This is a genomic window from Deltaproteobacteria bacterium (assembly GCA_016219225.1).
In the GTDB taxonomy this organism is placed as follows: Bacteria; Desulfobacterota; RBG-13-43-22; order RBG-13-43-22; family RBG-13-43-22; genus RBG-13-43-22.
The window spans coordinates 1-14430 of the sequence record JACRBX010000333.1; the positions used below are offsets into that span (position 1 = coordinate 1).

The following is a 14430-nucleotide window of genomic DNA, read 5'->3' on the forward strand; positions in this document are numbered from 1 at the left end:
GTTATTTATCCACCTGCCGTAAGCAGGGTCTCACGCCATCGGAATCATTGAGACTGTTGTTTGAGGGGAAATGGCCTCCATTTATGGAGACTGAATAACTGCTCTGAGGCATCAATTACGTTTGGAATGGTGAATAGTTACTGAAAAAGAAAATAGGCGAAAGAGTAATTGCTTTAAATGTGAACGGGCAAGATTATCGGCTTAACGTGGGCGATCGGCCCGGCGAAGTTGACCCGGCCCACACCCTGTCTTTTACCCTCAGAGAGACCCTGGGTCTTACCGGCACCAAGGTTTCCTGCGACCACGGGGCCTGCGGAGGCTGCACCGTGCTTCTGGACGGCCGAGCCGTGCTTTCCTGCCTGACCTTGACCATTGAATTGGACGGCCGGCAGGTGACGACCATCGAGGGACTGAGCGATCCCAGGACAGGAAAACTTGACCCCCTGCAGCAAGCCTTTATCGATCATACGGCCTTTCAGTGCGGCTTTTGCACGCCGGGCATGATCATGAGCGCCAAGGTCCTGCTCAACGAAAATCCTTCTCCAACGGAGGAAGAGGTGAAAGAGGCCCTTTCGGGTAACTTTTGCCGCTGCATCAGCCACTACCATGTCGTCCAGGCCGTTTTGGCCGCATCCGGAAAGGTGAAGGAAGGGCCATGACCGGCAAGTACAGGTACATCGGCGTGGCCACGCCCAGAAGAGACGCTTCTGAAATCGTCACCGGCCGCACGCGGTATCTGGGTGATATCAAAATGCCGGATATGCTTTACGCGAAGGTGCTGCGAAGCCCCCAGGCCCACGCCCTGATTAAAAAGGTGGACAAGACGAAGGCCGAGGCCCTCGAAGGGGTGAAAGCCGTACTGATCTGGGAGGACGTCCCCGATTGGAGGGGCGGTACGCCCCGCAACACCCCTGTGCTCGGGCGCAAGGTCCGGTTCGTCGGTGATGCGGTGGCCCTGGTGGCCGCGGTGACGGAAGAGATCGCCTTGGAAGCCCTTTCGCTGATTGAATGCGACTACGAGGTCTTGCCGGCGGTTCTGGACATGGAAGAGGCCTTGAGGCCGGGGGCGCCCCAGTTGTATGAGGAGTACCCCGGTAACGTGGTCACCCCGGGCATGCCTTTTTTCGGACCCAGGTGTCTGAAAGAGGTGGTCATGGGCGATGTGGAAAAAGGTTTTGAAGAGGCTGATGTGGTCGTCGAAGGGGTTTGCGCTTACGAAAACCTGCCCAACCCTCTGCCGCCCGAGCCGCCCGGGGTCATCGCCTTGTGGGAGGATCCGAACCAAGCGACCCTCTGGGTATCCAATCAGGCCTCCTACATGGATAAGGTCACCCTCTTTCATGTGACCAACCGGGAGGTGGAGGTGCGCAGCATTGGCGGGCCTTGCGGAGCCAGCTTCGGGTCGAAGTTTATGTCCTGGCAGGTCCAGGCCCAGGCGATTCTCCTGAGCCGGGCCACGGGAAAACCGGTAAAGCTCGTCCTCACCAAGGAAGAGCACCTGGCCGTATTTACCCTGCGCCCGGCCTCGCGGTTGCAGGGCAAGGTGGGCCTGAAGAAGGACGGAACGGTGACGGCCCTGTCGGGCAGGTGGCTCATCGATACGGGTTATTATTCCATGACCACCCAGGCCCAGGTGGCCGTGGGCTGTGGCGAAGTCCAGATCATGATCCGCTGTCCCAATTGGGACCTGAAGCCAACGATTGTCTGTACCAACCGGAATGCCTCGGGCATCGTCAGGGGCTTCGGGGGCCAGGAGCTGAAGTGCATCCTCATCCCCCTTTTGAGCCGGGCCATGGAGAAACTCGCTATCGATACCTTTGAGTTTCTCAAAAAGAATTATGTCAAACCCGGCGACGGCTATTTCTGGCGGGACGGTCGCTGGTATACTTACAGGGGCATGGACTTTGGGCCGGCCATGGATGAAGGGGCCAGGGTCTTCGGCTGGAAAGAGAAGTGGAAGGGCTGGCTTAAACCCACCATGGTCAAGGGCACCCGGAGGAGCGGAATCGGTGTCGGGGTCCATGGAAATGCCGATATCGGCGAGGATGCCTCGGAGGCCTATGTGCGGCTGCACCCGGACGGGCAGGTGAAGGTCTTCTCCTGTGTGACCGAACACGGCACAGGCCAGCGGAGCAATTTCACCAAGATGGTGGCCGAGGTGCTGCAGGTGCCGTTGGAGAGGGTTTCCATGGGGCCGGCCGATTCTTTGGTCACCCCCTATGAGTTCGGACCGGCCGGCTCCAGGGGGACCTATGCCATCGGCACGGCGGTAATCAGGGCCGCGGAAGATGCCAGGACCAAGCTCTTCGAGCTGGTCGCCCCCATGCTCCAGGCCAAACCGGAAGACTGTGACACGGCCGACGGGATGATTTTCCTCAAGACCGATCCGGAGAAGAAAAAACCGTGGAGGGCCATGTCCGTGGATCGCACCATAACCGGCTTCGGCCGTTTCGAGCCCGACTACACGCTCAGTAACTGCATGATGACTTTTATCGAATGCGAAGTGGACACAGAAACAGGGAAAGTGGACCTGGTCCATATCGTCAATGCGACCGATGCCGGTCAGATAATCGACCCTCCCGGCCTCCAGGGTCAGCTTAATGGCTGCCTCGGCTCAGGGGGCATCGACAGTGCCGTCTTTGAAGAAACGATTATGGATCGCTCAACCGGCCACATACTCAATGCCAACCTGATCGACTACAAGTGGCGGACCTTTAAGGAACTCCCGCCTATCGACAATGTGGTCCTGGAAACCCCTTTTCCCTCCCACCGGTTCCATGCCGTGGGGGTAGGCGAGGTGGCCACTTCCCCCGGTCCGTCGGCGGTTCTCATGGCCGTATCCAATGCCCTGGGCCTCTGGCTGCACGATTATCCGGTGACGCCCGAGAAAGTGCTTCAGGCCTTGAGCCAAAGGCCTGAAGCGGCCGGCCGGGGAGGGGCCCTATGAGGTCGTTTATCCATGTTAATGCCCGAACCGTGGCCGAGGCCTGCGGATACCTCCGGCAGTATAAGGGGAGGGCGGTCCTTCATGCCGGGGGCACCGACCTCCTGGCCACCCTTAAGGCTGAGAACCTGTCCGTCTACCCGGAGGCGGTCATCAACATCAAGACCATTCCCGGTCTCGATTCCCTGGAGGCAAGGGGATATGGATTGACCATAGGCGCGAATGCCAAACTTTCCCAGATCATTAATTCCCCTCTAGTTAGGGACCGGTACCCGCTCCTGGCCGAGGCGGCCCAGTCCGTAGCGACGCCCCAGATTCGCAATGCGGCCACCATTGGCGGAAACCTGTGCCAGGATGTGCGCTGCTGGTATTACCGCTATCCGCGACATATCGGCGGCCCCGTGCAATGTGCCCGGAAAGGAAGCGGGTCCTGTTTGGCCGTAAAGGGGGACAATCGCTATCAGGCCGTTATGGAGGCCAGGAAATGTTTTGCCGTAGGCCCTTCGGATATGGCCGTGGCCCTGGCCGCCCTCGACGCCCGCCTGGTCATTTCCGGACCCGACGGCCAAAGGACCGTAGTAATGACGGATTTTTATGGGTCCCTTTCCAAGAGGTTGGAAAAGGATGAAATAATCTATGCCATCGAGGTCCCCGGAGGTTCTGAGGGGGCCGCACAAAGGTTTCTGAAATTCACCTTAAGGAAACCGATAGATTTTGCCATCGTGAGCGTGGCCGTGGTCGTGACCGTCGAGAAAGGCCTGTGCCTGGACGCCAGTATTGCCCTCGGGGCCCTGGCCCCCGGACCGGTGCGGGCCAGGAAAGCCGAGGAGGTTCTTACGGGAAGACCCATTAATGAGGAAACAGCCGCCGAGGCTTCGGACCAAGCCCTGGCAGGCGCCCGACCTCTCAGCATGAATGCTTACAAGATCCCCATCGCCAAGACCCTGATCAAAAGGGCGATCCTGGGGTGAGCTCCATGTTAAATAATCGTGGTCCACTCTGCTAATTTTAGTTTTCTAAAAAATTAAAGGAGGTACAAAATGAATGCGATTGGTAAGTTCGGTAGATTGCTTTTAGTTCTTCCCTTTATTTTTTCCTTACTCCATTTGACGATCTTAAGCCCAGCGCAGGTCCTGTCGGCCAATGCCGCCTTTGATGTCAAAAAAATGGGCGACATGTCCGACTTCGATCCCAACAACCCGGCGGTCACCTCCGGGGACACTATCAAGATCGCGGTAGTGGCCTCTTTTTCCGGTCCGGCGGCCAAGGTAGGTAATATTTTTTATATCTCTGTTCTCTGGGCGGCCCATGACATCAACAAAAGGGGCGGCATCCTGGTGGACGGCAAAAAAAAGCTGGTCCAGGTCATCAAGGCCGATCATATGTCCAGGCCGGACCAGACCAAGAAGATCTGTGAACGGATGGTCCTCCAGGAAAAGGTCAACGTCATGTGGGGTACCGATGGCAGCAATCTGATGAAGATCATCAACGATGTGGCCAACAAATACAAGGTCATCACTATCGATGCGGCTTCCCCTACGGATGACCTCTATGATGCCACCAATTTCACACGATATTCTTTTATGACCTCTTTTTCCACCGAACAGGTCGGCCGGGGTCTTGCTTATTACTACGGACAAATCCGGAAAAAAGAAAAAAAGTTTTACATCCTCTGCCAGGACTACATGTTCGGTCATGCCCTGGCCTCAGGATTTAAGCATGGCTTGAAAGAATACTATCCGGAGGCCCAGATTGTCGGCGAGGATTACCATAAGCTGTTTCTGACCGACTTCGCCCCATACCTGACCAAGATCAAGGCCTCCGGGGCCGAGGTGGTGTTCACCGGAGACTGGATCCCGGACGCGGCTAATCTCCTGAAACAGGCCAGGCAACTGGGGATCACCCTTCCTTTCGCCCACATCTTCCTGGATGAACCCAACTTCCTTCATGAGGTCGGGGTGGAAGGGTCTAAAGGATTGGTTCAACTCAGCCAGATGTTTGTCGAGAATCCGGACTTTAAAACGCCGGATCAGACCAAGTATTATAAAACCTGGAACAACCTCTGGAAGACCAAGTGGAAAGACCCTTTCAATACCAGAAACTATGAACACGGAACCGGGACAGTAGGCTCCTACATTATGCAGACCTACTGGCTTCTGAGTGTCATCGAGCGGGCCGGAAGTCTGGATCCGGAAAAGATTATCAAGACCTGGGAGGGGGATTCCTTTCAGTATGTAAACGGGAAAATCCTAAAAATGCGTCCCTGCGATCACAAGGCCATCCAGGACCTGGGGGTAGGCGAATTTGTGCCTCCGGATCAGCAGAAGATGGCTATGAATATCCCGCCTTACTTTTGGTTTCAAGGAGCATCCTTTGTTGGCCCATCATTTAAGATCCCGGCGGCTAAAGTTTTGCCCTGGATGGATCAGACGTTGGATCGATGCAGAGGCAAGAATAATTGGGGGGAATGATCAAGCATACCAGGAGGCGAAAATGAACCGGATCGATTTTAAAAGTTATTCCAATTATTACCGCACATTTCTGTTCTTTATGCCCATCCTTGTGCTTTTCTCCAGTATCGGTTGGGCGCAGTCTCCGGTCAGCAGTCCGCTGGGTCCGGATATCGACCGATTGGCCAAGGAGGTGGAAGGCAGCGTGATTGAGTGGCGGCGGGATATACACCAGAATCCGGAGCTCTCCAATCGGGAGTTCAGAACTTCGAAAATTGTAGAGGGGCATCTGCGAAAGCTCGGACTGGAGGTGAAAACTAAGGTCGCCCACACGGGGGTTGTGGGGATTCTGCGAGGGCAGAAGGATACCCCGGTGATCGCTCTCCGGGCGGATATGGACGCACTCCCGATAACGGAGTTGGTGGAAGTGCCTTTTGCCTCTAAGAATAAAGGGGTGATGCATGCCTGTGGTCACGATAGCCACACCGCCATACTCATGGGAGTGGCTGAAATCCTGACGAAGATGCGAGACCGCTTGCCCGGAACGATAAAATTTATCTTCCAGCCGTCAGAAGAAGGGGCCCCTCCGGGAGAAGAAGGGGGAGCCGCTCTTATGATCAAAGAAGGAGTGCTTGAATCACCCAAGCCCGATGCTATTTTTGGCCTCCATGTGGCCACAGTTCCGACCGGGGTAATCGGAATCCGGGAAGGAGGGGCGATGGCCAGCGCGGATAGGTTTAAGATCGTCGTGAAAGGGAAGGGGTCTCACGGAGCCATGCCCTGGCTGGGAATGGATCCCATCGTGATTGCTTCCCAGATAGTCATGGGACTGCAAACCATCGTAAGCAGACAGACCGATCTCACCGCCACCCCCGCAGTAGTGACCGTTGGAATGATCAAGGGAGGCACCCGGCATAACATTATCCCAGCCGAAGTGGAGATGGAGGGAACGATCCGGGTCTTTGAATCCAAAATCCGGCTGAAGTTGCATGAACAAGTAAAAAAGACGGCCAGCTCTATTGCCGAGTCGGCCGGGGCGACTGCCGATGTCTCCGTTTTTTTAGACGGACCCATCGTCTATAATGATCCGAAACTGACCACCCGCATGATCCCCACCCTTCAAAGGATTGCCGGACCCGGAAAGGTGGGGCCACACCCCCAACTCACTGCAGGGGATGATTTCGCTTTCTATCAGGAAAAAGTCCCGGGAATATATTATTTCCTTGGCGTTCTCCCGCCAGGAAAGAAGCCGTTTCCCCCCCATACCCCTTATTTCTTTGTGGATGAGAAGGCCCTGATTTTCGGGGTTCGCACTATGGCGAATTTGGCGGTAGATTTCTTGGTAGATTTTACAGGTAATAAATGAGGATCATCTCCAAGAGAGTTGGGTGTCCGGCGCCCGGCATGGCAAAACTAATATTTAGTTGACCAATAAAAAACAGGAGGGAGGAAGAAAAAGAAAACGAAGTAGATGAAAGGAATGATCCCGTTATTGGTATTGGGCTTGTTGGCGGCGATTGCCGCCGCAGACGTAAAATCTGCCGAACCGCCCAAAGAAGTGGTTATTGGGTACACGGCGCCCCTTAGCGCCCGAATAAATAATGAAATAATGTTTGGCCTCCCCCACTCCGGTATTGGGGGGTGGGGGAGGGTCCAAAAACTTTGAGACTCACCCGATGAAGAAGTTGTTGAAATTCGAATGGAGGTTTTATGGCAACGATTCAAGATTACACCTCTGGTAAAGTTTGTAAGCATATTGAGCAGGCCTTTTCGATATTTAACTCCGTTGGTGGCTCATTAAATGAAAGTGAAGTTGGTAACGCTTTGCTAAATAATGTCAAAAGATCTGAACCTTTAAAATTAACTGCTGAAGAAGCTGTGAAATTGATCCAAGAATCGCAGCAGTGTGCAATAGGGGAGCGTATTTGCAGATCATTACATATGGATACCCCACTTACAGAATCCGTTTTTCTCGATGAATTGGCTGCCGGAATGGTCGAGGCTGGCAAAGCGAAATTTGTATCTAAAGAAGAGGCGATAGAAAACATTAAAAAGTATCAAAAGAAACCTATTATCGTTTCAAAGGTTTCTGGAAAGCATTCAGAGATTTGCCCAACATGGCCCAAAAAATGTATATATTGGAATATGGAAAAGCATAAGTTGAAATGCATTACAAGATAGGTGCATGTAATGGTTCTAAATTTTGAGGTTGGCAAGTCAACTAATTTGGAACTCAGTCCATTTAATCATCCTCAACCAGCCAATCTAATAACAGCATTGGGTTGGACCGTCCGAAGAGGTTGAATTAAAATTATATTCTCGAAAAGATGGGGCCAAAAATAGGCTTAAACCGGTTTTTTAGGCCCCCAAAACACGCTTTTAAGGAGCCCCCCCCACCTGGAAGAACGTTTGGTGTTCAGTGTTCGGCCTCCGGCCCAAAGGAGCCTACGCCCCAGAGGGAGTTCGGCGTTGGGATAAAGCCAAAAAGCTGAAGGCTTCAAATTCAAAGCCTGAATGCGCATTGAGAGCTATTCCGGCCACTTCGCAGGCTCCCCAAGTCGGAGGCCTTGCCCCTGAATCCTTTGTCATCGCCGACTTTTTTGGAGATGATCCAAAAATTCTTTTTTCGCCCGCTCTCCGCCTCAAGCGGAGCGCTCGAGCCCACAAAGATCGCTGCGGTAGTCATTTTTTGACCTGATTTTTTGAGAGGGAAAAATCAGGTCAACACTCTGACAAGGCTGCCTGGACCAGGGTAAATCGTGCCCAGTTAACGGTTCCGGTTGAACGGTTTCTGTAAAGGGTGTTCATTACATTCAAAAAAGTTCATCGGGGAGTTGGTTTTCAATCGGCTAACTCGTCCAGGGTCACGTATTCCCCTTTCCGGATTTCTTCCCTGGCCTTAGCGATTTTTCGGAGAAATTTTTCATCATGTTCGATTTTATAGTCGAACCAATCGTCCTCGTCGCGAAATCCAATTACAACGGCGGCTGGTTTGCCATGACGCGTAATAAGGATTTCTTCTTTTTCTGCTTCACGGATAATACTACAGCTATCATTTTTTGCTTCGCTCATCGTATGCCTTTTCATTCCGGTGCTCCATGTAATTGCAGCCATTTTGCCGTTTCGGGTTTCATTACAAAACCCAACACTTCGACACGTCCCTTTCCGTCGTTGACGTCGTAAAACACACGTATCTCATTTACCCGCAGTCGGTACTGCGGTTGCCGTAACCCCTTAAGCCGCTTAATCCGACTCTTACTTTCTTGTTTAGGGGCATTTTCAAGATGGGTTCGCATGGCCTTCTTCAAGGAAGAACGCCATTGGGCATTCAATTTATTAAAAGCCTCCTGTGCGCTTCTCGCTATGATGACCTGGTATTTCATTCTGGGAAGAATATAGCCAGAATCTATTAAAATGTCAATGAGAATCGGCCCTCATTTTTTCTTGACAAGATAACTACGGTTCCCTTTGACCTACGGCAGCCATGGAAAGGCCATCGCCGCCTTCCTGCCGGAGAGAAGCTTGAGTATACTAAGGGGACGCTGTTAACTTATAAACTTAAGTAAAAGGTAAAAGGGGTCATGCAGAAGTTGCTTTGTATTTTATTTCGAAGATCATACGTGGGTATTCCGAACTATTTCGGCCACCCATTCCGATCCCATAAGACCTGGACCTCGGGCCGGGACGGATTTCATTGGTATCACGATAACTGAAAAAGCTAAACCGCCTCACGCCCGGATGAGCCGGGAGACCGGCAGAAGAATCCCGGGGGGTTGATTCTTTTAAATTGACCATTTGAGGTAATGAATTTTGTTTGAGTGAGGGGCAGGCTTTTCGTTCTGCTTCAGGACAATCTTGACATCCGTTGAAAGGCGGGGGCGGTGAGGATGGACTGGGGGCCATTGAAAAAAATGCGGAAAGTTCTCCTTCGTTACTGAGTTGGACAGCCGGAATAGTCAAAGCCTTTTGGAAAATTTTAAGAGATTTGGAGGGGGGTTGGTCGGCGAACTAATTGATCTGAAGTTTAATGTTACCCATTTTTCGGGCAAAAAAGCGGCATCGGCAGACTGGAAAGAAACGTCAGGTAGCTTTTGGCGGGTCTATTACCGGCTTATTTTCAAAGTGCGTCGGTTAATAACCAGAGAGAAAAGGGAATGGTGGTTATTTTTATCGTTATGGCTTCAGAAACCTTTATGGCCTTCTTTTATGATAAAATCACATTCGGTTCTTTCTTCATAACAAGGAAAATATATAAAAACTTCCTTAGCCTTCCCACAATCTGTACCCATTCATTATGGTCAAGACCTGCTTTCTTAATCGCGAATTCCAAGTCCTTGAGTCAACTGTCCGGTATGGAACTTTCCCAGGAACGGCCGAAAGATAAACCTCACGAGAGGCCAAACTTGAAAAACGCCGTACTCGTATTTCTTTTTGAGATTGACTTTAATTGGCGGATAGGGTTAAAATTAAATAGTTATATTAATATTAATTCTGGTTACCCCCCTGGACAAAAGGCAGGTCCATGAAAAAATCTGAGGAATTTTTGCCAGGATTGGAAGTTTGAGATGAAGATCGATGAGAAGATTTTGAAAGATATCGTTCAGCGTATATTGTCGGTTACTAAACCGGAACGAATCATTCTGTTTGGATCTGCGGCGATGGGCACTATGATCATCGACAGCGACATTGATTTATTGATTGTAGAGCCTGATTTCATAAACCAGCGGAAAGAAAACATTCGATTACGTTCTGCCCTGGGAGATATAGGGATTCCCGTAGATATTTTTGCTATGACTTCTGAAAGGTTTGATGAAACCAAGGATATAATTGGCGGATTAGCCTATCCGGCAAACAAATATGGGAAGGTAATCTATGAAATGTCCCGAAGAGGTGAAAGCGGAATTTACCCGAGAGTGGATCAGTAAGGCGGAAAGTGATCTCGCGGTCGCTCAACACCTGTATGAAGGGGGGGAACTTTACGGAGTTGAATATCGTTATCCGGGTGATTACCCTGATGTAACGATAGCGGAAGCTGCCAATGCTCTTTCCACGATTCGTCGTGTCCGAGATGTAATTCGATCCCCTGACTGCACTGGTCCTGAAATAAGAAAGGGTGTAGGGATCTTTCCCTTTCGATAGGTGGGCTTTGCTGATGAACTCCTTAGGGTCCGCTACTCTTCATTAAGAGTCTTTCAATGTAACCTCCAGAAAGATCCTGGCCGCCCTTCGCAGCAAAATTCAGTTTCAAGCGGATATCTCCAACATTTTTAGCGGCAGTGTCCGCCACGACAGGGATACGATATCCATTGATCCGGACAGCGCATTTTTTAAGAGCGCCGTCCCGGTCGAGGTTGGACCCATTCCCCGGATAAGTTTCAGGGTTCTGAGAACAATTGCTCGAATTGGCGGGAAGGCGCCTACTTGGGCTGAATTTTTGCGCGAGGCAGGGGGGATCATGCCGTCTTCCGCAAAGGCAGGACTTAATCGGCTTCTCCCCCCCCCGCTTGGTGTTTTACTCTAGCGGGGAATATCGATTCGTCAATCCGTTCTTCCATGCCTGGCTTTTGGTTTGGGAAGGTCAATTGTCTGAAACGGAACTATTGGCCGCTGGAGAGAAGGCAGGACGCCTTTAATTTTTTTCTGATTTAATAGGACTCCTTCGCTGATCCTGCCCCCCGAATACTACGGAGGCCACCATTTTTTTGTGGATCAGACGCTCAGGTTTTGATATAAAAGAGGCCGTAATATATTGCGGCTATTCTAAGGGTTGGAAACGGTATGAAACAATTGAAGAAATTACTATTCGATCTTTCGGCCAGGCGAGATTTCGTCCCGCAAGCCCTTTAGTCCAACGCCGAGCGTGAGTTTGCTTTTTCCAGACCCATGTTTGTAGTTTTCTTATGACGGAAGATCCCGGGAGAAGGAACATTTCATGAACAAGAATTCCCCTTTTAAAGAAGGAAACGCCGAAGAGCCGATTTATTTCGAACGTCTTTTATCCGAAGTGTCGGCAAAATACATAAACATGCCGATTGAAGAGATTGAGGGCATTGTTAGAAATGATTTTGGACGGCTTGCCGGTCTCCTTGGCGGTGATTCCTGCAACTTTCATCTATTCGATCAGGAAGCACAGGATTGGCTGACCCTATTCGATTCAGCGGAGAAGGTCTTTCTGTGGGCCCGCCGTGAGGAATTCGCCGATCAGTTAAGGAGCTTCAGAAGCCGGCCCGATTTTGCCGAGAAAATGGAATACATGTTTGAACAATGGGATAAGGGTGAATATGTCACCTATCCGTCTTCCGGCAAGAAATCAGAGAAAGCTGAAAAAATGGAGAATTATGTTTCTACCAGCGGTGTTATTTCTTTTATATCGGTCCCGATTATTGCTGCAGGGACAAAGTTGGGCGCTATCATACTCGCCAGGCACGAGAGGCACTCTATCCGGCAGAAGGATATCATTCCGAAGGAAAACATTTCGAAGATCCGTCTTTTCGGAGAGATTTTTGCCAATGCCCTCTTGCGAAAGCGTTCCGAGGAATCGTTACGTAACGCCCTTTCCGAAGTGCAACGGCTTCTGGCTGAGATAAAGAAACTCAAGGAGCAGATCGAGGCGGATTATCTTTATCTGAGTGAAGAAACCAAAGCGGAACACAATTACGGAGACATCGTGGGTCAGAGCCAGGCCTTGCAGCGTATTCTGGTCAAAGTGAAACAGGTGGCCCCGACCAACGCTCCGGTCCTTCTGTTAGGGGAGACGGGAACCGGCAAGGGGTTGATCGCCCGATCCCTTCATGACGCCAGCAAGCATAGCAGCCGTCCGCTGGTCATAGTCAATTGCGCGGCTTTAACCCCCAGTCTGATTGAGAGCGAATTGTTCGGTCACGAGAAAGGGGCCTTTACCGGAGCGTCTGCCAGGCGGGCAGGCCGTTTCGAGTTGGCCCACGGGACGACTCTTTTCCTGGATGAAATAGGAGAGCTCCCCCTGGATCTGCAGCCCAAGCTGCTCCGGGTCCTGCAAGACGGGGAGTTTGAACGGGTGGGCGGGACCGAGACAATCAAGACCGATGTGCGGATCATCGCCGCTACCAACCGGGATCTGGAAAAGGACGTGGAAGAAGGGAGATTTCGCCGGGACCTCTGGTATCGCCTAAGCGTTTTCCCTATTTTCGTGCCGCCTTTGCGGGAGCGGCTGGATGATATTCCCCTCTTCGTGGAATGGTTTGTGGATAAATACAGCAAATGGAGCGGCAAGAAATTTAAGTTAATTTCTCAAAAAACGATCAAGGCCTTAAAGAGTTATTCATGGCCGGGAAACATCCGGGAACTGGAGAATTTGATCGAAAGATCGGTTATCACCAGTCCGGAAGGAAACCTCCAAATTGAAATACCGACACCCTCAGGAAAGATTCCGGATCAAGGGATGACCCTTCAAGAGAGGGAGCGGGCCTATCTGATCGAAGTCCTGGAAAAGACCTCCTGGGTGATTCAGGGACCCAAGGGCGCAGCCCGGCAGTTAGGTCTTCATCCGAGTTCCCTGAGATTTCGGATGAAAAAATCGGGTATCCAGAGACCCGCCCATTCATAGATTGATAATAGACACGGACTTTTTCGATACGGACGCACAGATGCCTACATGGACGGTAGCAATTTTAAGCAGGTTGTTGCACCTCGAGGTTAATTCTTGAACCCATTTCATGTTCGGTAACTGTTAGTTCGTATCTGGTTTGAAGGTTCATCCAAAACTGAGCGCTGTTTCCAAAATACCGGGATAACCGAAGCGCTGTTTCTGAACTAATTCCACGTCTTTCGTTGAGAATTTGGGTAATACGTCCTGATGGGACACGTAATATCAAAGCCAATTTATTGGCTGAAAGGTTTCGGGCCGTTATTTCTCTTTTAAGAATACGTCCCGGATGAATTGGTTTCATTTTTATCCCCTGTGGTAGTCTGTAATTTGAACATCGAATGCATCGCCGTCTTTAAAACGGAAACAGATACGCCATGGCCCGTTTACCGTCATCGCCCATTGCCCCGCCCTGCTCCCCGACAACTTATGGAGGCCAACGCTTTTTAAGGGACTTATATCCTTGAGAGATTCCGCAGCATCAAGAATGGCCAGCAAGTCTTCAGCAGCCCCAATATCCATCCCGGGGAATTTGGATGCTTTACCTTGTTCGTAAAAGCGTTGGGTACGGCTATTCGCCCATGAAAGTATCATTTCCAGTATATATACTACGAAAGGTGTAGTATGGCAATAAGTTTTTTGCACAGAAGGCGGGTGAAAAAATTTAAGAAGAAACAATTCGAAAAGGCGGTCTCACGCGCAACGTCGCGAAAAGATTAAAAACTATGACATTACTTTGTTTTATTGATTTTTTGCGTCTTTGCGTGAGATGTTTTTAGGGTCCGCCCTAAAGGCGCTAAGTCAAAGCTCAATATTTTACGGGGACGCGCAGTATATTGAGTGCACCCGGCCCTGCCCCTTTACGGTTCAATCAATAAAAATTAATTAAAATAAACTACTTATCTATCAGATCGCTCCCTGCCTGCTTCCGGCACAGTTCTTGAAATGATAGCCTCCCAAGATCTTCTCTTCGATAACTTCACCGGTGATGAGAGACAACCAATATCCTCTCGGGAGGAGGGACGATGAAAAAGGTCGAGTTAAAAGATGGATTGCCCAACCGGGTAGGAGTGTCAGATGTCGCGATCGGAACATGTAGCTGTTATCGGTGCCGGATTGATGGGCCATGGAATTGCCCAGATTTTTGTCAGCGGGGGCAATGAGGTCTTCCTTTATGACCTTAGTCCTGAAGTTCTCCAGAGGACCAAAAATAAAATAAGGTCCAATTTGAAATTTCTTTCTGAAAAAGGGGTTGGAAGCCAGATTGATGTTATACTGATTATATCGGAATTTGGGGAGGGGTTCTATACCCTCCTAAAGATGCTGAAATCAAAAGATTTTGCAACCAGTTATCATGATATCGAAATTGATTTAATCGTTCAGCCGGGCATTGAAACCCATTATGTTTTTTA

At 50.6% G+C, this 14430-nt stretch carries 13 protein-coding genes; 9 read left to right on the plus strand and 4 right to left on the minus strand.

The window, feature by feature from the left end; all coding sequences use genetic code 11:
- Positions 1-152 precede the first annotated feature (152 nt).
- The 6 genes from HY879_26730 (at position 153) to HY879_26755 (ending at position 7575) form a co-directional block, all read left to right on the plus strand.
- Positions 153-659 (plus strand): (2Fe-2S)-binding protein, encoded by a 507-nt coding sequence (locus HY879_26730; protein ID MBI5606941.1) that lies wholly within the window; start codon positions 153-155, stop codon positions 657-659.
- The gene (locus tag HY879_26735; GenBank protein ID MBI5606942.1) at positions 656-2947 is read left to right on the plus strand and encodes a xanthine dehydrogenase family protein molybdopterin-binding subunit; all 2292 of its coding nucleotides are present in this window, start codon (positions 656-658) and stop codon (positions 2945-2947) included. The genes HY879_26730 and HY879_26735 overlap by 4 nt, the downstream gene beginning before the upstream one ends.
- Positions 2944-3915, plus strand: coding sequence for an FAD binding domain-containing protein (locus tag HY879_26740; GenBank protein MBI5606943.1), 972 nt, complete (start codon positions 2944-2946; stop codon positions 3913-3915). Before HY879_26735 ends, HY879_26740 begins: the two co-directional genes overlap by 4 nt.
- Positions 3916-3984: 69 nt before the next feature.
- Positions 3985-5415, plus strand: coding sequence for an ABC transporter substrate-binding protein (locus tag HY879_26745; GenBank protein ID MBI5606944.1), 1431 nt, complete (start codon positions 3985-3987; stop codon positions 5413-5415).
- Between the two features lie 79 nt (positions 5416-5494).
- Entirely contained in the window at positions 5495-6760 is a 1266-nt protein-coding gene (locus tag HY879_26750) for an amidohydrolase (protein MBI5606945.1), read from the plus strand.
- 344 nt (positions 6761-7104) lie between these two features.
- A complete protein-coding gene (locus HY879_26755) occupies positions 7105-7575 on the plus strand; it encodes a hypothetical protein (protein MBI5606946.1) in 471 nt (156 codons plus the stop codon).
- A gap of 660 nt (positions 7576-8235) precedes the next feature.
- Here HY879_26755 and HY879_26760 read toward each other — a convergent pair.
- Both HY879_26760 and HY879_26765 read right to left on the minus strand, forming a co-directional pair.
- Positions 8236-8481 carry a type II toxin-antitoxin system Phd/YefM family antitoxin gene (locus tag HY879_26760; protein ID MBI5606947.1) on the minus strand — a complete coding sequence of 82 codons (246 nt, stop codon included), beginning with the start codon at positions 8479-8481 and terminating at the stop codon, positions 8236-8238.
- Positions 8478-8726 (minus strand): type II toxin-antitoxin system RelE/ParE family toxin, encoded by a 249-nt coding sequence (locus HY879_26765; protein MBI5606948.1) that lies wholly within the window; start codon positions 8724-8726, stop codon positions 8478-8480. The genes HY879_26760 and HY879_26765 overlap by 4 nt, the downstream gene beginning before the upstream one ends.
- A 1233-nt stretch (positions 8727-9959) precedes the next feature.
- On the opposite strand from HY879_26765, the gene HY879_26770 reads away from it, so the two are divergent.
- Both HY879_26770 and HY879_26775 read left to right on the plus strand, forming a co-directional pair.
- Complete coding sequence (locus HY879_26770) at positions 9960-10319, plus strand: nucleotidyltransferase domain-containing protein (protein ID MBI5606949.1); 360 nt, start codon at positions 9960-9962, stop codon at positions 10317-10319.
- A gap of 1007 nt (positions 10320-11326) precedes the next feature.
- The gene (locus HY879_26775) at positions 11327-12979 is read left to right on the plus strand and encodes a sigma-54-dependent Fis family transcriptional regulator (protein ID MBI5606950.1); all 1653 of its coding nucleotides are present in this window, start codon (positions 11327-11329) and stop codon (positions 12977-12979) included.
- Between the two features lie 64 nt (positions 12980-13043).
- Here HY879_26775 and HY879_26780 read toward each other — a convergent pair whose 3' ends face one another.
- Positions 13044-13322 (minus strand): HigA family addiction module antidote protein, encoded by a 279-nt coding sequence (locus HY879_26780; protein MBI5606951.1) that lies wholly within the window; start codon positions 13320-13322, stop codon positions 13044-13046.
- A gap of 2 nt (positions 13323-13324) precedes the next feature.
- Entirely contained in the window at positions 13325-13612 is a 288-nt protein-coding gene (locus HY879_26785) for a type II toxin-antitoxin system RelE/ParE family toxin (protein MBI5606952.1), read from the minus strand.
- Positions 13613-14095: 483 nt separating this feature from the next.
- Between HY879_26785 and HY879_26790 the strand changes: the two genes are divergently transcribed.
- A partial coding sequence (locus tag HY879_26790; GenBank protein MBI5606953.1) for an NAD(P)-binding domain-containing protein occupies positions 14096-14430 on the plus strand: 335 nt, incomplete at its 3' end.